Raw genomic sequence first — 21,944 nt, 5'->3', positions numbered from 1 at the left:
TTGCCGCGTGTATGGGCGATATACCCCCGACAAGCAACCCTATCGTCCGAAACGAGAGACCACCTGCTGGAACACACATAAAGGAGCGCCCCTCATGGACTTGACCCACGAGCAGTCTCCATGCACAGTATTCATTCCTTCTCTACTTTGAATCCTGCTACACGCAGCAATGCGCGGTAGAAGGACTGATTGAGCGTGCCAGCTTCTTCAATGTCACTCCCATTCCAACGCCAGACACTGCGCCGACTGCGTGGATCACGTAGGGCATCGGCCAACAGTGCAACGATCTGGCGGCGTAGACCGGGTGTGATCATAGTGGCCGTTGACGTGCCAAGCGCCTCGAGCACTTGTGCGGCAACATAGGCACGAACGGCGCTTTCGCCGGTAAGCGCCTGTACCAACTCGTCTGGCAACCGCTCGCCGAGGTCGCGGTGCAGCCGATTGAAGCGCCGTGCTGCATCGATGATATCATTTTGCAATTCCACAATGTCACCGACGAGTCGGAAGAGTGCCGTCAGCACTTCACCGGTTATTTCGCGTAGCGCGGCAAGGGCAGTGATAGCAAAGCGACGCGCATCGAAACTCACCTGACTCACGGCGCTGCTCAGCAATAGTGACACCAGATCAGAACTGGCGGCCAGCGCGTTGAACCACTCAGGCATCGCGGTTGCACAGCGTGCCAACGCTGCCAATGCAATCCGTTGCGAAGGCCATCCGGCGTCAGTATTTCGCAACCGGGCAAGCAGCTCTGGTAAGAGGCAGTCATGGATAGCGAGCAGGTCGCGAATGGCGTCGGCAATCCGCTCATGGTAATCACTCCACCGGTCTTCATCAGCCCCCGCTGCCAGCAACGCTGCAAGGCAATCAGCAGGTTTAGGAACAATTGCAGTCAGTTCCGCCAACGAGATAGCTTGCCGTTTTGCCGCAATACCCTGCTGCACCGCCCGTCGTACCCGCGCAGCACGCACGGCCGGTATGTCCGGCGCAGCAGCGAGAGTAACGGCAATAGTGTCAGTGTTGGGCAAGCTACTCAACCGAGCCAACGTTGCCCACAGCGCCGCTGGCGGTTCAGACAGCTCCACCAATTGACAGAGCTGTGCCGTCTGGTCTGCACTAAGAGCGCGGGCAGAGCCTAATGCTCGCAGCGCCATCGCGCTAACCGGCGACGGCGCGGCACTCAGGCCAAGCAGAACATCCACCGTAGCCGATAGGTGCGGATGCCGAGGCGGTGTGGCCTGCAAGAGCCAGTAGAGCGAAGTGAGAATTGCCGCCTGCGTGTCGGGACTTGCGATGCGCAAATTGTCTAGTAGTGGGGGCCAGCACCCCTCAGCAAGGCGATGGATCGAGCCGAGTATGTAGCGACTGACCCGATCACCCGCATCAGACCGCGCGATCCAGTCGGTGATCCAAGCAGCGTCCGTATACTCAATCCGCTGCAACGCCCAGCCGGCATACATCGTGCGCAGATGTCCCTCAAGAATCGTATGCCCTTCCTGCGCCACCTGTGCTAGCCGCTCGATTGCTGACAACGACCACTCATCGGCGTTACTATCACGCACGAGCACCCGATACGCCCGGTAGCGGAACAGATCATGTGGGCTGGTCAACAGATCTAATGCGGCAGCAACCGATTCCGGTGTGCGCTCACCGGCTTCAAGCAGCAGCAGACTGGCACTCGCGCGCGCGACCGGATCGGCACTCGTAAGCCAGCCACGTACCTGCGCCAGCACAGCACGCCGCTTCTTTACCTCATTCGGCAGTGCTAAGGCTGCATGCTGCTCGGTTGTTAACGGCAAGGTCACATCTGCCGACAGAGTCAGCCTTCGTCGACCATCAAACACCGCACCATCAGGCTGCACCAATTGATTTGCCAACACATCCACCGCCAACTGCCACTCGCTCACTCCATGTTCATTTACCAATGCGCGCACATCGGGCAACGCTGCCTGCGCCTGAGCAATCGATACGTGATCGACGCCTGTTTCTACTAAAGCCCGATCTAAATACTGACCGATCAGAACACATATCGTATTCAGCAGGTTGCGAGCGCGGGCACGCACATGAGCACGGACGCGGGTAAGGATAAGGATACGGGCAAGGGCACGGGCCCGCCCACGGGCACGAGTACGCACACGAGTACGGGCAAGAGCACGGGCACGTGTGCGCGCGAGGATAAGGGCTTGTGCGCGGGTATGAGCACGAATGCGGACACGAGCAAGGGCATGATCGAGATCGCCGTCGAGGGTGCGAGCGCGGTCGATGGCACGGCTAAAGGCGAGGACAATGGCGTGAAAACGGACGAGAGTGTGGGCAATAGCACGGGCCCGGATACGAGCGCGAGCAGCGGCCCGGACACGAGCGCGAGCAGCGGCCCGGATACGAGCGCGAGCAGCGGCCCGGATACGAGCGCGAGCAGCGGCGCAGGCATAGGCACGGGCGAAAGCGTAGGTGCGAACATAGGGACGATCGGGGACACGAACATAGCGGCTAGGAGCATGGGAAAGGGCGTAGGCACGAGAGCGGGCAAAGTCGAGGCTGAGGTCGAAATCAGTAGCGCGATCGCGAGTGCGGACGAGGTCGAGATTGAGATTAAGATAAAGGGTATGGAAAAGAGGTTCCTCTAGGCGTGCGATAGTAGTAAGCCAACGCTGAATAATGCGTCCTGCAACAGCGCGTTGCACCGGCAGCGGTAGATCGCGCCAATCAGCACCCGTGAGGATACTCAACGCCAAAGCCACATCACGCATCAGCGCGTGATCAGTTGTAGACGCACGGTAAGTTTCCAATGCCGTGATCAGATCTGCCGGCGCGGCCCGCCGCTGCCAGAGCGGTTCGAGCAGCGGGGTGAGCGGCGAGTCAAGCATCACCTCAGCGGCGTTCAGCGGCACATCTGGCGCACGCCATCCCAAGCTATAGACGGCACGGATCAGCATGCGCCACGCCGGATCAATCCCGTCGTCTCCGGCGTGCAGCCAGCGACGCACCGGTAGCAATGCTGGGGTGAAGGCAGTGGGATATACCTCGGCATACCGCTCGATAGCCTTGAGCAAGATTGCTGTCGGTTCGACGAAATCACGGCCTGCAACAATCAGCACCGGTACAAGATCAGGGTGTGTCAGCTCACATTCCAGCAGAAGATCAATGGCAGCGAAGCGGCGAGCTGGATCAGGATCGGTCATCACCTGAACCATGCCTTTCACAGCGCCGGATTGCGACCACAGTTGTTTTAATGCTGTCACCACTGCTGCACGCAACGGTGCGGGCGTATCGTCAGCGATCGTGGCAGGCCATGTATGGGGAGCACAGGCAGTCACCAACTGTACTACCGCTTCGGCAACGACTTCTGCTGGCGGCGGAGTGATCAGCTCACCAACACAGCGAGCGATGAACAGTGCATTGCGTGGCAAGATTCCCGGCGCCGGTTCAGGCGCGTTAATCAGTGCCCGCATTAGTGTTGTCAGCTTTTGCTTAGTACGGCTAAGATTAGCAATGGCAAGGATCAGCACCTCATGCCACGCCGGGTCATCGAGACGAGCAGTAATCGCCTGTGCTGCCTCGGTATCGTCCCAACTCAACGCTAGCGCTGCAAAATATTCTTGAAAACTGCGGTGGAGGAAGGCGTAGATACCTTCACAACGCTCCATAAACAACCCGGCCGCCTCACGCACATACGTGATGATTGCTTCAGCATCGATCCGCGCACGCCGCTGCCTTTCCGGTGAAGGTGCAATCGCTTTCAGCGCCGTGGTCAACCAGTCATGCAACTCGTCGTAGGAAACGAAACCGGTGGGATGGTCAGCATCGGCGTGCAACCGTAGCGCCACCTGTGCCAGCGCATAGCGCAGTTCATAGTGTTTCATCCCGATTGCGACGAGCGCATCAGGGCGGTGCCGCAAAAAGGCATCGGTCACCCGGTCGTACAGTTCAACCCGGCGGCGGGGCAGATCGGTCGGCGCTGCACCGTATTGGGCGATCAAAGCGGTCAGCAAGAGTGGGTTACCGGCTAATTCGCGCAAATCGGGACGCTGCCGATCAACGAGCGCTTGCGCGAGGGTCGCAACACGCGCCGGTAGGTCAGCATCACCGGTTGCTACGGCCACTGCACTCCCCCACGCTGTGCAGAAGCGCCGGATAGCCACCTCGCTTAGCTCGGCGACGGTATAATGCGGAATAGTGGCGGGCAGGGGGGCCAGATAATAACCAACGATGCGGCTGGTAATAAGAATTTGGTTGCCGCCGTGTTCGGCCGGTAGCGTCCAATCGGTGTTTCGATCCTCATCAACCGGACAGTAGCCACTCACCGGATCACGTACATACTCGTGGATAAATGCGGTCAGCGCATCTACCACCCGCCCACGCCGGGTCTGATCGGCAATCTCATCGAGACCATCACACAGGATCAGCGCCTGACCGTGAGTCAGTGCTTGGTGCAAGAGCCGTTCCCCCTGCTCGGCATGAGCGAACAGCGGCTGGCCTAGCCAAGGCTGACGGCCTAGAAACGCAGCAATGGTCAAGCTGGTATCTCGTCCATCCGCCCAGCGCGCCGCTTCGTAGTCGGCAAGGCGCAAGAGCACCGGCAGACGCGCAGCCCCAAGATCGACATCTGGCTTCTGATCGGGATTCTCTTCATCAGCGTACACCTGTACCGCAGGCACAACGACCCGCTCACGCCCCGCCAACAATGCCTGCGCAAAGGTAAGCGCCGTCCAGCGCAACAGAGTGGTCTTGCCGGCGCCGGGATCGCCAAGCAGTACTGCCCACCGCTCGCGCGCCAGCAACTCGCCGAGGTTCAGACGGGAAGGCCGACCATCAGGCGACGTAGCGTCACCATCAACAGAACGGCGCAGCAGGTTGAGTGCGATTGGATCACCACGGGCCAGCGTTTGGCGAATCAATGCCCGCTGGAGGTACGGATCAGACGTATCGGGTGCCCGCGACAAAACCAGTTGCTCGACATAGCCGGCAGCGGCGCGTCGTTCAGCAGGCGGCGCAGCATCCGCTTTCAGCGCCACATAGACTCGTTCAAGCGGCAGTTTCTGCACCGGCCCGCCCAAACCACGCAGATCAATCTGCTGGTTGAGTTCGATAAGCCGTTGCAGATACGCACCACGATCAAGCGGTGGCAGCGGAGTAGACTGAGCTGGCGGTTCAAAGTGCACCAGTGGCATGCGCGTGAATTGCCCGCTAAGCACCGGACGCTGAAATGGCGCGAGGTTGCGATCAAGGTAACTATGCAGGCTCTGTATCGTCACCCAGCCGTCTGGCTCGCGAGCATCAGGAGCGTGGCCATACAGCGCCTGCAGCACATAGTAGGTCATGCGACCGTGCCGGAGCTGATCGTCTTCACGAGCCAGTTTGTTTGGTAGGCAAGCAGCCAACGCCGCCCGCCCAGTGGCATTGCCGGGCAGCAGACGCCTCACCTCACTTAGCACCAGCGTTACCCCGTTGTCACGATAACCGGGACCAAGAAAATCGCCGCTGTAGCAACTATCGAGGATGAATAGTCGCTTACGCGCGCCTTCACCCTCAAAATAATCCCTGCGCAGACGTTGTAAACTCAGCGACTGATTGATTCGAAACGACTTTTTCTGTAATTGGGCGTAGTCAAAATCCCACGAGGCAAGGAAGACCTCTGGGTCACCATCATCGAAACTGACCGGTACGCCGTGACCGGCAAAGTAGAACACTAGAAAATCATTGACGCCAGCACGGTCAACGAATAGCTCATCAAGGGCAGCGGTGACATTGGCCAGTGTCGCCTCGGTGCCACAAAGGAGGCGACGATGCTCTGGTGGTACGCCCAGATCGTTGAGCAGCGCATCCATGGCGCGCGCATCGTTCTCGGCGTAGCGCAGTGCGCTTAGCCCGGAGACATGATTGTACTCATTCACGCCAACACAAACGGCAAAGCAGCGATCAGGCAGGCTTGGACGGCTAGTCATACGACTGTAAGCTAGGTTTAATTAGTCATATTAACTACTACAGCAGTCGGTTCAAGATCCTCGCTCTCTGCAGCTAACCGCAGTACATGCAGGAGAATGCGGTCAGGCATAGAACGCCACCCCTTACGCTTGGCTCGTTCGCGTTTCACGCTGAACAATACAATGGTACAGCTCAATCTGCTGAGATCTAGACATTATTTTATCAGAAGAAACGGGGGTTTAATAGTCTATCTGAGCCTCTAAAGCAGGAATATTGGTGCATTTGATGGTTGAGCCGCACTGCCGTGCAGAATTGGAGCCGCACTGACGCGCGACTGTACGGGTGGCGTGCGGCGTGCGGGTGATGGTTGAGCCGCAGCGCCGCGCGGCGCTCCTATCTGCGGCACGAGATCACCCGTGACCATTCGTTCATTCGTTTTTGTCATTAAACATTCACAATACCCACTACCGGTCATCAATTGACGATTTGCCTGCCTACGGATAGAATAAGAGGCAAGTTTCGCCATCGATAGCACCGGCGCCACTATGAGTACACGCGATCTGATTGGCCTACTTGTCTCGTTCGGGTACGCCTTTGGTCTTCTTATCATAGCCGAAGTCATCCGCCGCTGGCGCGGCTATCCGCAAGATTTCACCCGCAAGTTCGTTCACATTGGCGCTGGAATGTGGGTGTTTGGCGTACTAGCCCTCTTTGAGAACTGGACGATCGGCATCATTCCCTTTGCCACCTTTATCGTACTCAATTTCATTTTTTACCGTTTCCGGCTGCTCGAAGCGGTTGACGCGCCTGACAGCACACCGGGAACGGTCTATTTTGCCTTGTCAATCACGATCTTGTTTCTGATCTTCTGGCGCACCAATTCACCAGACGATCGTGGATATATTGCCGCCGCCGGCACAATGGCAATGACGTGGGGCGACGCTCTCGCCGCAATCATCGGCAAGCGCTGGGGCCGCCATCACTACCAAGTCGGGCGTGGGCGACGCTCGTTTGAAGGCTCGGCTGCAATGTTTGCAGCGAGTGCGATCGCAATGTTCCTCACCCTGCTGCTGGTGCCGGGGTCGGCACTCAGCCCACAGAGCGCGCCGATCGGGGCGGGGGTGGCCCTTGCGGCAAGCGTGGCCGCGGCATTCGTTGCAACGGTTGCCGAAGGAGTCTCACCACACGGCACCGACAATCTGAGTGTGCCATTGTTAGCTGGGGCGGTCATTGCCGGAGTGCTTGCAGGTATGCGATAATATGAGGGCGAACATACAACGCTCGCTGGAATGAGATGAGGAGCGCGTCTTGGATAATCTTCGCATCCCGATCTTGAAAATTGGAGACATCCTGATCGCCTCGATTCAGGTAGCTCTCCATGATGCCTCCGCAGTACAATTTAAAGACGATCTTTTGCAAAAGATCCATGACACGCGCGCTCGCGGGGTGATTATCGATCTGACGGCGCTCGATGTCGTTGACAGTTTCATCGGGCGTCTCATCGCCGACATCGCGGCGATGGCCGGCCTGATGGGAGCGCGGGTCGTGCTTACCGGCTTGCAGCCGGCGGTCGCGATTACGTTGGTCGAGCTAGGGCTTGAATTACCGCGGGTGCTCACGGCGCTCAACCTCGAAAAGGGGTTGGCCATGATGCAGCGACTGACCAATGAGGAGAGCGACGATGGCGCAGAGTAAGACTGCTGTCATTCGAAGCGACCTTGATATTGTCATCGCGCGCACCATGGCTCGCGATATGGCCAAGGCGCTTGGCTTCGGGCCGATTGATCAAGCGCGCATCGCAACTGCCGTAAGCGAGCTGGCGCGCAATATCTTCCTCTACGCTGGTACTGGCAATGTTACGGTACGTGATATTGAGAAGGGGTCGCGCAAGGGGATCGAGATTATCTGCGAGGATCAAGGCCCCGGCATCCCGAATATTGATCTGGTGATGCAAGATGGCTATAGTACCTCGCGCGGCATGGGGATGGGGTTGCCCGGCGCTAAACGGTTGATGGACGAATTTGATATTAAGTCGAAAGAAGGCGTTGGGACAACGATTGTTTGCCGGAAGTGGCGCACGTAGAGGGGCGCCGCGACTGCGGTGCCCCTCCGCTATTACTAGACGGCTATGCGATCGCCTTCGTCGTAGGCTTTGGCGTACAATTCGATGATCTCTTGCTTGGTTGGCTTGCGCGGATTATTAGCCGGGCTACCGCTATCGATCGCCGCATCCGCCATCGCCGGCGCTAACTCCATCAGCCGCTCACGTTCAACACCCAACTGGCGCAGCGACGGGATCTTGATATCACGCACCAGTCGGCGGATCGCAACGACGGCACGATCGGCTGCTTCCATCAGCGATAGGCCATCAATCGGCTCACCCATTGCCCGCGCAATATCGGCGTAGCGCTTCGGATCACCCACTAGACTGAACTCCGTCACCACTGCTAACAAGGCCGCATTCGAGACACCGTGGGCAATGTGGAAGTAGGCACCAATCGGGCGCGACATGCCATGCACAAGCGCCACCGACGAGTTGCTGAACGCAATACCAGCTTGCGTCGCGCCGAGCATCATTTTCTCGCGTGCCTCAATGTTGTTGCCATTTGCCCACGCCTGCCGGATGTTGCTAGAAATTAACTCTATCGCCGACAAACACAGCACATCGGTCATGGGCTGCCGCTTGACCGAAACGTAGGCTTCGATCGCATGCACCAACGCATCAACACCGGTAGCTGCTGTCACGCTTGGCGGCGACGAAACGGTCAACATGGGATCAACAATTGCAATCGTCGGCATCAGGTGCGGGCTGCCGATGAGCATTTTAACATCGGTTTTTTGATCGGTAATCACCGTATAAATAGTTGCTTCGCTGCCAGTGCCGGCGGTAGTCGGAATAGCGACCAACGGCACACCGGGATTGGCAATCTTGCCGATCCCCTTGTACTGCTCAATCGAGCCGGGGTTGGTCACTAGCACCGCCACCGCCTTGGCAGTGTCGATCGGACTGCCGCCACCCACCGCCAAAACGAAATCACACCCGCCCTCGTGATAGGCAGCTAACGCCTCTTGCACATACTCAACCACCGGTTCGGTATTGACACCGGCATACACGACGCTGGCAATCCCATGATTGGCCAGATTCTGCTCTACCTGCCCAACAACACCGATCTTCTGCATAATCTGATCGGTGACAATCAGCGCCTTTTTCCATCCCCGTTTGGCGCACTGCGCGCCGGTCTGCTCAACGGCACCCGAACCGATCACCATCTGCGCGGGCATGATAAACTCTCGTGGCGGCATCATAAGCCCTCTCCTTTCTGGTAAGTAAATTGCGAACATGTGGGACAGTAACACGGCGTGATTGCCTTGAAGTGTAATACAATGTGCACATTGCGTCAAAAGGTAGCCTGCCGATGATCAAAGAAGAATAGCCGCAAAAAACGCCCAAATGAAACACCATCTGCTGCACTGCCCCGCTTGGCACGCATCATCGCCACTCACGGTATAATCAAGGTATTCGTGTAGCGGCAAGCGCGGCTGACCCGCTCGGCCCGATATAAAGGAGTATCGCAATGGATTTGACGGCAAACTACGACATGTTTCTCGGCCCTGAACACGACATGCTGCGTCAGACGGTGCGCAACTTCGCCGAGCGCGAGGTAGCGCCTCACATCCGCGAATGGGATCGCAGCGGCGCGAAAGCTGAAGGGCCGGAAGATCGCCCGCATCTGCGTCCGGTGCTGAAACGAATGGGAGAGCTAGGGCTACTCGGTATCTGCATTCCGCAACGGTACGGCGGGGCCGGGATGGATTATCTCGCTTTGGCGGTGGTATGTGAAGAGTTGGAGCGAGTCGATAGCTTTCTGCGCGTGGTGATGAGCGTGCATACCGGCCTCAACTCGCTCTCACTGCTGCAATGGGGCACCGAAGAGCAGAAACAACGCTTCCTCGCACCACAGGCCCGCGGCGAAAAACTGGCCGCCTACTGTCTCACCGAACCGAACAGCGGCACCGATGCCGCCGCAATGCAAGCCACCGCCCGCCGCGACGGCGATTACTACGTTCTTAACGGTGAAAAGATATGGATCAGTCTGGCCGATCTGGCCGACAATTTTCTTGTCTTTGCCAAGACCGACCCGACAGCAGGCCCACGCGGCATCACCGCATTCATCGTCGAACGCACAATGCCCGGCGTGAGCAGCTACCCGATTCACGGCAAACTCGGCGTGCGCGCCGGCAACACCGGCGGCGTCGTCTTCCAAGACGTGCGGGTGCCGCTCGCGAATCGATTGGGTGAAGAGGGGGAGGGGTTCAAGATCGCGATGGCTGCGCTCGACAATGGTCGCTACACGGTGGCTGCCGGAGCAACCGGCCTGATCCAAGCTAGTCTCGAAGCCAGCATCCGTTATGCCCGCGAGCGGCAGACCTTCGGCGTGCCGATCGGCGAACACCAGCTTGTCAAGCGGATGATTAGCCACATGGTGCGCAAACTCGACACCTCGCGGCTGCTGGTGTACCGGGCCGGCTGGATGAAAAACAAGGGTTTGCGCAACACCCGCGAGACGACGCTGGCTAAATGGCACGCGACCGTGAGCAGCTTTGAAGCTGCCGACGACGCCATCCAAATCCACGGCGCGTATGGCTACGCCGACGAGTATCCGGTTGAGCGGTATCTGCGCAATGCGCGCGGCGCGATCATCTACGAAGGCACCCGTGAGCTGCAAGAGCTGTTGCAGGCGGATTTCGTGATGGGCTACCGTAAGTATCCCAACCTACGCTGCGAATTGCCGGCGTATGACCCGAATTGGTGGGAGGGTGAATAGAGACCGTTGCAGGAGAGACGTTGCCGAGAGACGTTGTTGAAAGATGTTGCCGAGAGATGTTGCCGAGAGACGTTGCCGTGCAACGTCTCTACCATAGGATTACGTCTCTTCACTCAAGGTTGCTAACATTTCTTGGGTATCAATCAGATGGTTGTTGAAAATCTGCCGGGCCACGTCAAGCAACTGAAAGATCATCGGATCGCGCACGCGATAGTAGACAGTGGTACCCTCTTTACGCGAATCAACGATATTCTTATTGCGCAGCACAGCGAGCTGCTGCGACACATTCGATTGCTCGATCGCCAGCGCCTGCTGCAATTCCTGCACGCTCCGCTCGCCAGTGCGCAGTTGATCGAGAATGGCGAGCCGGGTGGGATGGCCAAGGGCCTTGAAGAACTCGGCTTTGAAGCGATGCAGCGGCATAGGATACCTCTTCAAATATTCTAATATTTAGATACTTGTAACATAAAAGTGTGCAACCGTCAAGATAGAGAAGGTATCCCCACGACGAGACCAGATAGAACGCTGCACCAAATAGCTCTGCGTGGCAACGGGCGCTCAGTGGAGTTGCCGACCGCCGTAGCGATTGCTCCGCGCTCAAGAGATGGCTTCAGCCAGTTTTGGCAAGGCGCTGCCTTACCAAAACCGCCTTCGCAATGACATACGACAACGCGAGCGCATACCAACTACGCCAGATGAGCTACTGTCTTGCAAATTTCCGCTGCTCTACCATAACAGCCATCTCGTTCCAATCCGCCTAGTTATCCCGTTGACAGCCCTTGGCAACAGTGCTATACTTCGCAAATATGATAATATGCAAGTATTATCATATTTTGATTAAGGCATCATCATGAACAGCACGCTCAATCGAATCCCATTGTTCTCCATCTTGCGGCGCGAATTTGCCGGTTATTCAGGCAATGCACTACGTGCCGATGTGCTAGCCGGTCTCACCACCGGTGCAGTCGCTCTGCCACTTGCCCTCGCTTTTGGTGTCGCCTCTGGCGCCGATGCACCGGCTGGTCTCGTCACCGCTATTCTAGCCGGTCTGATCATTGGCGGTCTAGGTGGTGCAGCATACCAGATCAGCGGCCCAACCGGCGCGATGTCGGCGATCTTGATCGCAATTTCAGCGCGCTACGGGATCGAAGGAGTATGGGTTGCCACCTTGCTGGCCGGACTTATGATGATTGCACTCGGCATTGCCCGGTTAGGACGCTACATCGCGTTTATCCCCTCACCGGTTATTGCCGGATTTACCAGCGGCATTGCGCTGATCATCGCGATCGGCCAGCTTGATAATGTGCTTGGCATTCAGACTCCTAAAGCTGAAAATGCCCTCGAAAAACTGCTGCACTATTTCACCCACCCGCTGATGCCTGATTGGCACACTGTGCTGATTGCCGGTATTGTGATTGCGGTGATGCTTGTCTTGCCCCGTTTCAACAAAACTATCCCTGCGTCGTTGGCAGGGATTGTCGTTGCAACTGTAGTGAGTGTTGGGTTAGGCTGGAATGTACCGATTATTGGTGATATTCCACGAACCATTTTGCTCGAGCATCGCTTAACATGGGAGCATATTCCGTGGGAACATCTAAGCGACATCTTGGCACCAGCCGTCTCGATTGCCGCGCTCGGCGCGATCGAGAGCCTGCTCTGCGGCGCCGTCGGTTCAACGATGAGCGGCAAACCGTTCGACAGCAATCAAGAGCTGGTCGCACAAGGGGTCGGCAATTTGCTTATCCCTTTCTTCGGTGGAGTACCGGCCACCGCTGCCATTGCACGCACCAGTGTGGCAATCAAAAGTGGGGCAGTCACCCGACTGACTAGTATTATCCACTCCCTGCTTTTACTCGCGAGTGCGTTGGCATTGGGGCCAATTATTCGCTACGTACCACTGGCAGCACTGGGAGGCGTACTCTTGGTCACGGCGTGGCGGATGAATGAATGGGAGAGCATTCACTTCTTCGTCAATACCCGCCTGCGCCACGCACTGGCTGGCTTTTTCATCACGATGCTGGCGACGGCTGCGCTCGATCTGACCCAAGCCATCTTGATCGGGATTGCGATTTCGGCAGTCATCTACCTACGCCAGTCGGCCACTAGCACCGTTGTAACGAGCGCACCAATTAATCCCCAACAGTTGCAAGTGCAAGGAACGCCGATCACCGCTACCTGCCCCAGCATTCACGTTTACTACTTGACCGGGCCAGTCTTTTTTGGCAGTGTGACAACGGTGCTCGAAGCATTTGAGACCGCCAGCGATTATCACACAATTATCATTAGCATGCGCGGTGTGCCACTCGTTGATGCGATGGGCATTCAGGCGCTGCACCAGATCGTGGAAGAGCACCATGCCCGCGGCGGCGAAGTGATTTTCACTGCGCTTCAACCTAATGTGCTCGAGATGTTCCGGCGCACGGGTCTGTTTGATTTGGTCGGCGCACGCAATATCTACTGGAGTTCGGCGGACGCGATTATCGAGTTGCACGAAAAGCGGCTGGTCGCCGGTTGCCCGCGCTGCCACGCCCATAGCGAGAGTTGCCAAGTGTTGCAGATGGCACGCGCGCGACTGGCCGGGCAACTGACGAATCCGCCCACGCCTGCGGCTGAGCCATCAAAGCAGGTGGGTTAGGCTCAACTATTAGTCGGGGCCAGCCGACGGGTCACCCCTCCCCCGATTCATCACCCGACAAACAACCATGCGCCAGAACCCGTCGGGCAGCCCCGACGGGTCACCCCCACTAGCCCTCTTACACGGTTTTGGTATACTACTGAAAACGCTCTTTGGATGAACACGCTGCTCATCGCTAAGTGAACATGGTATGCCTCAACCATCAACTCTCTGTGTTATTACCCCTAATCCGGCACTTGATCGGATCTTGATTGTACCGGAACTACAACCCGGTACCATTCGGCGCGTGTCAGACGTTCAGGTTGCTGCTGGTGGCAAAGGCTTCAACGTCACTCGTGCAGCGCAAGCAATAGAGGTCAATGCCGTGGTTTGCGCACCGCTTGGCGGTTTAACCGGTCAGCAGGTAGCATGGCTTGCCGCGCAAGAGGGTCTGCCGATGCATACGGTGACCATCGGTGGCGAAACCCGTATCTGCACATTGCTGATCGATCCAACCACCGAGCGAGTAACGGTGCTTAATGAGGTTGGACCGTGCGTAAGTGAATCCGAGTGGCGCGAATACGTAGATCGAATTTTGGCCATACCTACCGCTTGGTATCTCATCTGCGGCAGTCTACCGCCGGGGCCGCCACCTACAGTGCTTAGCTATCTGATTGAAGTCTTGCATCGGTGCGGTCGCCGAGTGATGGTTGACACTAGCGGCCCGGCGCTAGCGGCGGCAGTTGCCGCCAAACCGGATGTGGTAAAGGTCAACGGGGCAGAATTGGGTTCATTGCTCGACGTGAGCATTGACAATGTAGCGATAGCGCAACGCGCAGTCGAACATGTGTACAGGCAAGGTATCAGCAGAGTCGTAGTGACGCTTGGCGCACACGGTGCAGTGGGCATTGACAAAGAGGGCGGTGTACTCGCAATCCCGCCACCCATCACTGCCCATAATCCGATCGGGTGTGGCGACTCGTTCTTTGCCGGGTTTGCGGCAGCGATAAGCACCGGCGAATCGCTCGCTGAGGCCTTGCGGATCGCAACCGCCTGTGCCGTCGCTGACGCGCAAACGTTAGCGCCCGGCGCGATTAATCGTGCAGTTGTTGACGGGCTGTTGCCTCAGGTTGCGATCAGCTACTGGTGAACCTCAGCCGGCTGCGGCGGAGATGCACCAATGAGGCGGGCCAATTGGCGCATCTGATCGGCAGTCAGATACGCGCTGCGTTGACCGGTCGCGGTGTAAAACGTGAGATCACCACTGGCGCCAAGGATTAACCGGTAGCCGCCGAGTTCGCGAATCCGCTTCTGCACCGCGCCGAGCAATTCGCGCAACACCGCTACCTCATCGGCATTGAGCACAACTGCATCATACCCGCGAATGAGATGATGCAATATCAACGCTGGCGTCGCCTCAGGATGGTAAGCCGCTTCAAATTCACCGATCAGCGTGATCTGCATCCTCTGCCTCCCTCATGACCGGCCGGTCGCGAGTTGCGATCACCACCTGCCAAATACTCTCTTCCGCAAAGGGCACCGGCGGCAAGGCCGCATCACCAAAAACGCTCAGGGGACGAAGGCCAGCGGCGCGCAGCATTGCCGTCAATTCAGGGAAGCCGTAGAGCCGGATCTGATCACCGGGATGGGTGACATCAATCCCGCGACTGGCATCAACATAGCGATAATCGATTTCGAGCGTCGCGCGCCGCGGATCAAAACGCGCCTCACGCAAGACAAACCCACTGCCGATCGGATACCAACCACTGCGAAAATCGTGCAGATAACGGCTAATCTGGTACGGATTCAGGCACTGCACCACCAGCTTGCCGCCATACACGAGCGCGCGGGCAATGCCGTTGAGCACCGCTTGGTTCGTGGCATCGTCGAAAAAGCCAAGACTGCTATTCATGAGTAGCACCACATCAAACCGCTCGCGGTACGGCAAATCCCGCATATCGCCGGTGACAAACTCCACGTTCAACCCACGTTCGGCGGCAACCGCACGGGCATGGTCGATCACCGGCGCCGCAGCATCAAGGCCGGTGACCGTCCACCCGCGCGCCGCCAATGCCAAGCTATGGCGCCCACCGCCGCAAGCCACATCGAGAATCGTCTCAACTCCTTGCAACCCAAGGGCATCGATCAGAAAATCGACTTCGCGGCGGGTCAACTCATCGGCATACTGGCGATAGTGGGCAAACTCATAGACTTGCAGCAGCTCTTCCCACCACTCACGCGACGCCTGTTCGGCCATAGCAGCTCCCGACGCAATTACAGATCGACAGTGCGCGGCATAATGGGTAATTCATCAACTCGCAGACTTGGCGGCAAGGTGCAGACCCACAGCAGCGCCTGCGCCACATCATCGACCGTCATCAAACGTTTGCGTAATTCTTCGGCCGGGTTGAGCGGGGCAATATCAGCGTCGATCATGCCAGAGAAGACAGTGGTGACGAAGACATTGTACGGGCGCAACTCTTGGGCTAGTGCCTGCGACAAGCCCGACAGGGCGAACTTCGCCGCACAGAAGGGTGCGATATTCGCAACCCCAATTTTGCCGACCCGTGAACCGAGATTCACGATCGTCCCACTACGCTGGCGCTTCATATACGGCGCGACTGCTCGCATCAGGTAGAACACGCCGTTCAGATTAACATCCATCACCGCCTGCCATTCGGCATCGGTAAACTGCTCAAGCGGAGCGATCTTCTCGACATTGCCAGCGCAATTGAGGACGATATCGATCCGGCCTAACATCTGCACGGTCGAGTCAACGAGATACTGCACCTGCGCTGGCACCGTAATATCGGTGGGAATGGCGAAGGCATTGTAGCCTTCGGTCGTAATCATACTGACCAGATGTTCGAGCCGATCACGCCGCCGGGCAGCAGCGATCACGGTTGCACCTTCGCGCGCGAAGAGACGAGCAGCCGCGTAACCCACCCCGCTCGAAGCGCCGGTAATAATGACAACGCGCCCTTTCAATTTCATAGTGTCTTCTCCGATCATCACCACATCACAACGGCTCCATAGGTATTATACCTGAGGAATATCTGAAATATAGACCTTTTCAGCAGAACAGGATGGTAATGCCGTGGTAGAATCATTGCGCTACCATTGCGTTGGCGAACAAGAAGTGGTATAACTTAACAGGCATGACGACATCAGGAGAAGGGGCGCAATGTACTGGGAGACAATCGCAGATCTACTACACCACCCACGGGTTGTTGAGACACGCCACCACATGCACCACAGTGTTCCCAAGCATGATCATCTGCTCCGCTCGGTTCACTTTTCATATTATCTAGCGCCTTTTTTTGGTGCCGATCAGGTGACGTGCGCGCGCGCCGCCCTCCTCCATGATCTTGACTCACGGTATGGCACGCTGACCACGCACGGCGCAATCGCCGCACGAGTTGCTGCCGAACTCGGTGAGCCAGCCGAGGTTTCTGCCGCGATCATTAGCCATATGTACCCCTTCGGGCCGCGTCCAACCACACGGGAAGGCTGGGTATTAGCGGTGGCGGATAAACTGGCATCACTCGCCGATCTAGGGGCATTTGTTAGTGGCCTTTTATCGGGGCACAGCCTGCGCGTGCGCCGACAGCTTTGCCAGAGTGACCCCTTCTACGCTGCCCGTTACGCTCGCCGTCGTCGCCGCCGGCTGATCAGTTCGTTATGGCGCCGGCTTGGGCGCACCAGTTTGTCGCGTTGGCGCTTGAGCGGCCAAACACCGCAGGTACATTAGCAATTGCCCCGCTACCAACCGGCTCATACAACGAGTGACAGGCGCCATTGCCTGTCGCTCATTTATGCCGAACCGATACCCCGCCAACACTCGCAGCAAACGCAAGCAGAGCGTGATCGACGGCACGCGCATCAATCGCTGCTTGATCGCTCGACAGATACCTCGTCAGCTAGAGGCGAGCGGGGGGCGTCTTGAGCCGGTTGATCTGTCGACAGAGCAGTTTCAGCTATCACTTCAGCCAACGCCGCCACCGGACGCAAACGGGCCGGCAACACACCGGCCGGGCTCGGCGGGTCGCTGAGCCGCCCATACAGATACAAGAACAGATCGCGCGCCATCGCGCTGAGCGGAGCCGAGAGAATAGCGCCCAGCAGACCAAAGACCTGCGAGCAAACGACCAACACCACCATCAGGATGGCCGGATGCACACCGACGCTCTCGCCAATGATGCGCGGCACCAGAATATGATTTTCAAGCTGCTGGATCGCGATGTAGAGGATCGTCACCGCCAGCGCGGTGGTCGGCGAATCAGCCAACCCCAGCAAGATCGCCGGAATCGCGCCGATAATCGGGCCGATCACTGGCACCAACTCGGTGATACCAGCAACGACGGCCAACAGAACAGTATACGGAATCTTCATTCCCGCCATGTTGAGTGCCGTAAGCCCAATCCACGAGGCGAGACCGACCGAGGTGCCAAGGATCAACTGGCCGCGTAGGTAGCCGCTGAGGTCGTGATTGATGATCGAGAGCATCGCCCACACATCAGCTCGCAAGCGCGGGTGGATCAAGTTGTTGAAATACTCGCGCCCGGCGCGGGCATCCATCAAGACATAGAAAAGCCAAAACGGGACAAGAAAGAAGCCAAGCAGGAAGGTCACAGTATTGAAGACCGAGAGCACGCTATTGATCAAAAACTGGCCAATTCCTTGCAAGTAGCCCACGAAATTAGCCCGCAGCGTGCTCAACCCCTCAGCAGTGGCTGAGGCAATGGCATTCTGCACTTCCGCCTGCACGGGTGGCGGCAAGCTAGCCAGCAACTGTTCGTACTCATCAATCAGCCGGTTGGCTTCGCGCTGAATCGTCGCAATATCCGGCAACGCGCGGATCAATTCGGCGATCTGGGCAATGAGCGGCGGCACCACAAACGCAATCGCAGCGACAATAACGCCGAAGATAACCACATAGACCGACAGAATTGCCAGCCAGCGCGGCAGCCACCGCTCAAAACAATTCACTAACGGCAAGAAGAGATAAGCGAGCACCCCACCAAAAATAAACGGTGTAATCGCCGAGGCGGCGTTGCTCACGAGCCAACTAATGAGATAGAGCGAACCAGCGACTAACAGCCAGCGCGCACCAAGACGGATCCGTTCAGGGGTGAAGAAGTTCATGCAACCTCTACAACACTACCGGCTTGGCATCGATCGAGCATCAGCGTTCATCACGTGGGTTCAACGTACTGACCGTCAACATCGTTGCGATCGAATTGCCGGTATTTGTCCAGCTATAGGCCGTATCATCACGAAAGAAGAGCGTATCGCCAGCGGCGAGGTCATATTGCTCTTCACCTAAAGTATACCGCACATTGCCGGCCAGCACATATACCATCTGGCTGCCCCGCGATGAGAAACCCTGCTGGCTGCTACCGGGATAGGCCTCGATCAAGCGCGCATCAAGATCGCTATTAGGTGGCAGCAATGAAAAGACTTGCACCGGCGCATCATCAAGCGACAAGCGCACCCGATCGGCAGGCCGCACGATCTGACCAACTTGCTGATTATCTTCACCCTCGAAGAAATGGGTCATCTGCACGCTGAAAAACTGCGCCAGTTTGCGCAGATTAGCCACCGAAATATTGACTTTATCACGTTCGAGGCGGCTGAGGAATGATGGGGTCAACCCCGATCCTTCAGACACCTCTTGCAGCGTCAGACCACGCTCCTGACGCAATCGCCCGATCTTTTGTCCGAGTGACATACACTATCTCGAAATAATACAAAAGTAAGCGCACACAACCGGCGCGCTCTACGGTTGCCATGATCTCAACTGTTTCAATTTGTCAATTGTGATTATACGCCAACGGTAGCCTTACGTCAAGGTGTTGCACAGGGGTAATAGCAAAGGTTTAGACGATATTAAAGCAGGATGACGCAAAAAATGCACAGGTTTCATTAATGTAAATGACGTATTAGTTCATGCGATGGATAATTATACCATCCGATCACGACGGCGCAGCACCCATGCTGCAATCGCCAAACAACCGATCGCATACCCGATCAAGGCCAACCAGCGCCCGACCAGATGCACTGGATCGTGGCTGAACGCGGCTTCCGTTTCGAGAAAAGCCGGTGTGCAACCGGACGGAATACTACCCTGATCATCCGTATTCGGCAAATTACACAACTGATTAAGATCTAGGCTCGCGCCCAGCGCATCCATCGCCCAACGGCTGATCGTCAACCACGAGAGCGGGGTAGCTAGCCCTTCGATCGTGAAGATGAGGCCGGCAAACAAAATCTGGGGGATTAGCGCAAACGGCACCAGACTAATCGCCCGATCAGGCGTCGCCGAGGCCGCACTAATAGCTAATCCCAGCGCCATACCCGCGCTGGAAGACAAGACCAGCGTGAGAAACGTTTCAATGAGCGGCGGCAACAGAATGCCGGCCTCACCCGGCAATGCCACTTTCAGCAACACCATGCCGAGCAAGACGATCGTCTGCACCAATACCAGCGCGCTCAGCACCGTCACTTTCGAGAGGAGGTACGGACCGATACGCAGATTCACCAACCGTTCACGCCGGTACACGGCTTGTTCTTTCGTAATTTCGCGCGCCGCGTTAATGATACCAAACCAGACACTCACCGTTGCCAGCATAAAAAGCAGCTTCTTGGCCTCACCGCGCTGGATGAGGTCTTGGGCCTGCACACCAGTCAGCGCATCGCTGCGCGCCACCAACAGCAGCAGCAACGCAATGATAGGCGCTTGCAGCAACAAGATTAGTAGGTTCCGCCGATCTTGCAGCATCAGGTCAAAATAGCGCCGGGTGAGCAAGACAAACTGCCGCCACGCCGACACGCGCTGCGGCGACTGCACGGTAGCGTTGCTCTGCACCGGCGGCCCGCTTGGCGTTGTCGCCAGCCGGTTGGCGACATATTGCTGGTACAACGGCGAATGACGATAGCGGATCTCCCATAATTCGGCCAAACTAGGCGGCGTCTGCGCTGCCGGATGGGCCGCTCGCCACCCCTCATATTCAGCCCGCAGATCTTGTTGCACCACTGGATGATCGGCAGCGGCCACTCCCTCGATCTTGGTGTAGATATCAGCAAAATCGCCGCTGGTAATTTGAAAGAAGCGCAGCGCCTCAGCCGGCGGGCCAAAGAAGACCATGCGCCCGTTGCCAGCCATAAAAATCACGTGGTCGCACTGCGTGATATTGGCGGTAGCGTGCGTTACCAGCACCACCGTGCGCCCACTGTCGGCCAATCGGCGCAGAGTATACATCATCTTCTTTTCGAGACCGGGATCGAGGCCACTGGTCGGCTCATCAAGGAAGAAGAGGCTAGGGTCAGCAAGCAGCTCCGCGCCAATGCTCACCCGCTTGCGCTGGCCGCCCGATAGCGCCTCAATCGGCTTGTCACGGTGCGGCGCCATTTCCACATCGTCGAGCACGCGCTCGATCCGCGTCTTCACCTCGCTATCGGCAGTGTCCGCCGGCAACCGCAGCCGTGCGGCATATTCCAAGGCCCGCTGCACCGGCAACACCCGATGGAGAATATCGTCTTGCGGCACGTAACCTAATACCGCCTGATAAGCCGCAAAATTGCGGTAAAAATCATCGCCATTGACCAGTACCTGCCCCCGCTCGGCGGGAGCATAACCGCAGAGCGCTTTCATCAGAGTACTTTTGCCGGTACCGGAACCGCCGACAATCGCGACAAATTCGCGCGGCGCAATCGAGAGCGAGACATCGTTGAGAATCACCCGCTGCACACCGTTACGGGTAACGACCCGCGACAGATTGCGCGCATCAATGCGCAATACCCCTTGTTGATCGTAGCGATCAAGACTGGTAACGTTGTACACAAGCTTGAACGCACCGATCTGGATCACATCACCGGCCTTGAGCGACACTGGCGTCATCACGCGCTGGCCATTGACAAACGTGCCATTGGTGCTGCCCATATCGCGCAGAACAACGCCGCCGGGAGTGCGATCAAGCTGGGCATGAAAGCGCGACACTTGCGGATTATCGAGAATGATGTCACATCCCACCCGGCCAATGGTTATTTCTGGATCGTTAGGATCGAGCGGAAATTGGGTCGGAGCCGCACGCAGCGCATCCGCCGTTGCTAACGCCGCATTGCGGTAGGTCAATGAGACAAAATTGCCGGTCGCCGGATCGCCAATCCGGATCACATCGCCATCGGCCAACACGCGCTCGGTGACACGCTGGCCAGCAAAGAGCAGACCATTGCGGCTGCCCACATCAACAATCCGGTGGCCTTGACCATCCGGCTCAATCCGGGCATGGCGAGCACTGACAAAACGCGACTGCAAGACTAGATCATTATCCGGGGCGCGCCCAAGCGTAACCGGTTGCGCGCCTAAGACCACATCACGTTCGACGCTAGGTTCGCTGATATGCAACACCGCACTGCCGGCAGCGATAATTGTCGCTGGTGTATAAGCCGCTGACGCGGGCAACGACCTCCCGCACGACGGGCAGAAGCGAGCGTCAGCGCGGGCCAGCGGGGCTTGGCAAAACGGGCACAACGGCGGCTGGGCAATCGCCACAGGACGGCTCCTATGCTATAATGCGAGG

General features: G+C 57.5%; 16 protein-coding genes. 7 read left to right on the top strand and 9 right to left on the bottom strand.

All coding sequences use genetic code 11. The features are described 5' to 3' along the window. Positions 1-131 precede the first annotated feature (131 nt). A complete protein-coding gene (locus Q1A59_RS05830; RefSeq protein WP_299644308.1) occupies positions 132-5,942 on the bottom strand; it encodes a caspase family protein in 5,811 nt (1,936 codons plus the stop codon). Between the two features lie 525 nt (positions 5,943-6,467). On the opposite strand from Q1A59_RS05830, the gene Q1A59_RS05825 reads away from it, so the two are divergent. The 3 genes from Q1A59_RS05825 to Q1A59_RS05815 are packed head-to-tail and all read left to right on the top strand — an operon-like array spanning position 6,468 to position 8,005. Beyond that, complete coding sequence (locus Q1A59_RS05825) at positions 6,468-7,181, top strand: diacylglycerol/polyprenol kinase family protein (protein WP_298404917.1); 714 nt, start codon at positions 6,468-6,470, stop codon at positions 7,179-7,181. 49 nt (positions 7,182-7,230) lie between these two features. Then, positions 7,231-7,617 (top strand): STAS domain-containing protein, encoded by a 387-nt coding sequence (locus Q1A59_RS05820; protein ID WP_298404914.1) that lies wholly within the window; start codon positions 7,231-7,233, stop codon positions 7,615-7,617. Beyond that, complete coding sequence (locus Q1A59_RS05815; protein ID WP_066788037.1) at positions 7,604-8,005, top strand: anti-sigma regulatory factor; 402 nt, start codon at positions 7,604-7,606, stop codon at positions 8,003-8,005. The genes Q1A59_RS05820 and Q1A59_RS05815 overlap by 14 nt, the downstream gene beginning before the upstream one ends. Before the next feature lie 35 nt (positions 8,006-8,040). Here Q1A59_RS05815 and Q1A59_RS05810 read toward each other — a convergent pair whose 3' ends face one another. After that, complete coding sequence (locus Q1A59_RS05810) at positions 8,041-9,228, bottom strand: iron-containing alcohol dehydrogenase (RefSeq protein ID WP_298404911.1); 1,188 nt, start codon at positions 9,226-9,228, stop codon at positions 8,041-8,043. Between the two features lie 269 nt (positions 9,229-9,497). Here Q1A59_RS05810 and Q1A59_RS05805 point away from each other — a divergent pair, with 269 nt between their 5' ends. Then, positions 9,498-10,748 carry an acyl-CoA dehydrogenase family protein gene (locus Q1A59_RS05805; RefSeq protein ID WP_298404909.1) on the top strand — a complete coding sequence of 417 codons (1,251 nt, stop codon included), beginning with the start codon at positions 9,498-9,500 and terminating at the stop codon, positions 10,746-10,748. Positions 10,749-10,847: 99 nt separating this feature from the next. Here Q1A59_RS05805 and Q1A59_RS05800 read toward each other — a convergent pair whose 3' ends face one another. Beyond that, a complete protein-coding gene (locus tag Q1A59_RS05800) occupies positions 10,848-11,171 on the bottom strand; it encodes a metalloregulator ArsR/SmtB family transcription factor (protein ID WP_298404906.1) in 324 nt (107 codons plus the stop codon). 427 nt (positions 11,172-11,598) lie between these two features. Here Q1A59_RS05800 and Q1A59_RS05795 point away from each other — a divergent pair, with 427 nt between their 5' ends. Further along, entirely contained in the window at positions 11,599-13,383 is a 1,785-nt protein-coding gene (locus Q1A59_RS05795; protein WP_298404903.1) for a SulP family inorganic anion transporter, read from the top strand. Between the two features lie 190 nt (positions 13,384-13,573). Further along, positions 13,574-14,512, top strand: coding sequence for a 1-phosphofructokinase family hexose kinase (locus Q1A59_RS05790; protein ID WP_298404900.1), 939 nt, complete (start codon positions 13,574-13,576; stop codon positions 14,510-14,512). On the opposite strand, the gene Q1A59_RS05785 is transcribed toward Q1A59_RS05790, so the two are convergent. From Q1A59_RS05785 to Q1A59_RS05775, 3 genes are read right to left on the bottom strand one after another with little or no spacing between them, the layout of a single operon-like run. Then, entirely contained in the window at positions 14,503-14,826 is a 324-nt protein-coding gene (locus tag Q1A59_RS05785) for a hypothetical protein (protein WP_298404898.1), read from the bottom strand. The two genes, Q1A59_RS05790 and Q1A59_RS05785, sit on opposite strands and share 10 nt — an antisense overlap. Further along, positions 14,804-15,619, bottom strand: coding sequence for a class I SAM-dependent methyltransferase (locus Q1A59_RS05780; RefSeq protein ID WP_298404896.1), 816 nt, complete (start codon positions 15,617-15,619; stop codon positions 14,804-14,806). Before Q1A59_RS05780 ends, Q1A59_RS05785 begins: the two co-directional genes overlap by 23 nt. A 17-nt stretch (positions 15,620-15,636) precedes the next feature. Next, complete coding sequence (locus Q1A59_RS05775; protein WP_298404895.1) at positions 15,637-16,356, bottom strand: SDR family oxidoreductase; 720 nt, start codon at positions 16,354-16,356, stop codon at positions 15,637-15,639. 253 nt (positions 16,357-16,609) lie between these two features. Between Q1A59_RS05775 and Q1A59_RS05770 the strand changes: the two genes are divergently transcribed. Continuing rightward, a complete protein-coding gene (locus Q1A59_RS05770) occupies positions 16,610-17,113 on the top strand; it encodes an HD domain-containing protein (RefSeq protein ID WP_298404892.1) in 504 nt (167 codons plus the stop codon). 131 nt (positions 17,114-17,244) lie between these two features. Here Q1A59_RS05770 and Q1A59_RS05765 read toward each other — a convergent pair whose 3' ends face one another. The 3 genes from Q1A59_RS05765 to Q1A59_RS05755 all read right to left on the bottom strand — a co-directional run bounded on the left by Q1A59_RS05765 (position 17,245) and on the right by Q1A59_RS05755 (position 21,916). Next, a complete protein-coding gene (locus tag Q1A59_RS05765; RefSeq protein ID WP_299644298.1) occupies positions 17,245-18,507 on the bottom strand; it encodes an AI-2E family transporter in 1,263 nt (420 codons plus the stop codon). 40 nt (positions 18,508-18,547) lie between these two features. After that, the gene (locus tag Q1A59_RS05760) at positions 18,548-19,093 is read right to left on the bottom strand and encodes a helix-turn-helix domain-containing protein (RefSeq protein WP_298404886.1); all 546 of its coding nucleotides are present in this window, start codon (positions 19,091-19,093) and stop codon (positions 18,548-18,550) included. A gap of 231 nt (positions 19,094-19,324) precedes the next feature. After that, positions 19,325-21,916, bottom strand: coding sequence for an FHA domain-containing protein (locus Q1A59_RS05755; protein WP_298404883.1), 2,592 nt, complete (start codon positions 21,914-21,916; stop codon positions 19,325-19,327). Positions 21,917-21,944: the final 28 nt, after the last annotated feature.

This window comes from uncultured Chloroflexus sp. (assembly GCF_937951745.1).
In the GTDB taxonomy this organism is placed as follows: Bacteria; Chloroflexota; Chloroflexia; order Chloroflexales; family Chloroflexaceae; genus Chloroflexus.
Note: the sequence above shows the minus strand (reverse complement) of the source record. Positions and strands in the feature narration are given on the sequence as shown.

Bases quoted from the DNA above. Each gene is read 5' to 3' on its own strand.
- Q1A59_RS05805 (WP_298404909.1), top strand. From the start codon at position 9,498: ATGGATTTGACGGCAAACTACGACATGTTTCTCGGCCCTGAACACGAC.
- Q1A59_RS05765 (WP_299644298.1), bottom strand. From the start codon at position 18,507: ATGAACTTCTTCACCCCTGAACGGATCCGTCTTGGTGCGCGCTGGCTG.
- Q1A59_RS05830 (WP_299644308.1), bottom strand. From the start codon at position 5,942: ATGACTAGCCGTCCAAGCCTGCCTGATCGCTGCTTTGCCGTTTGTGTT.
- Q1A59_RS05780 (WP_298404896.1), bottom strand. From the start codon at position 15,619: ATGGCCGAACAGGCGTCGCGTGAGTGGTGGGAAGAGCTGCTGCAAGTC.
- Q1A59_RS05825 (WP_298404917.1), top strand. From the start codon at position 6,468: ATGAGTACACGCGATCTGATTGGCCTACTTGTCTCGTTCGGGTACGCC.
- Q1A59_RS05775 (WP_298404895.1), bottom strand. From the start codon at position 16,356: ATGAAATTGAAAGGGCGCGTTGTCATTATTACCGGCGCTTCGAGCGGG.
- Q1A59_RS05800 (WP_298404906.1), bottom strand. From the start codon at position 11,171: ATGCCGCTGCATCGCTTCAAAGCCGAGTTCTTCAAGGCCCTTGGCCAT.
- Q1A59_RS05770 (WP_298404892.1), top strand. From the start codon at position 16,610: ATGCACCACAGTGTTCCCAAGCATGATCATCTGCTCCGCTCGGTTCAC.
- Q1A59_RS05760 (WP_298404886.1), bottom strand. From the start codon at position 19,093: ATGTCACTCGGACAAAAGATCGGGCGATTGCGTCAGGAGCGTGGTCTG.
- Q1A59_RS05795 (WP_298404903.1), top strand. From the start codon at position 11,599: ATGAACAGCACGCTCAATCGAATCCCATTGTTCTCCATCTTGCGGCGC.
- Q1A59_RS05815 (WP_066788037.1), top strand. From the start codon at position 7,604: ATGGCGCAGAGTAAGACTGCTGTCATTCGAAGCGACCTTGATATTGTC.
- Q1A59_RS05810 (WP_298404911.1), bottom strand. From the start codon at position 9,228: ATGATGCCGCCACGAGAGTTTATCATGCCCGCGCAGATGGTGATCGGT.
- Q1A59_RS05790 (WP_298404900.1), top strand. From the start codon at position 13,574: ATGCCTCAACCATCAACTCTCTGTGTTATTACCCCTAATCCGGCACTT.
- Q1A59_RS05785 (WP_298404898.1), bottom strand. From the start codon at position 14,826: ATGCAGATCACGCTGATCGGTGAATTTGAAGCGGCTTACCATCCTGAG.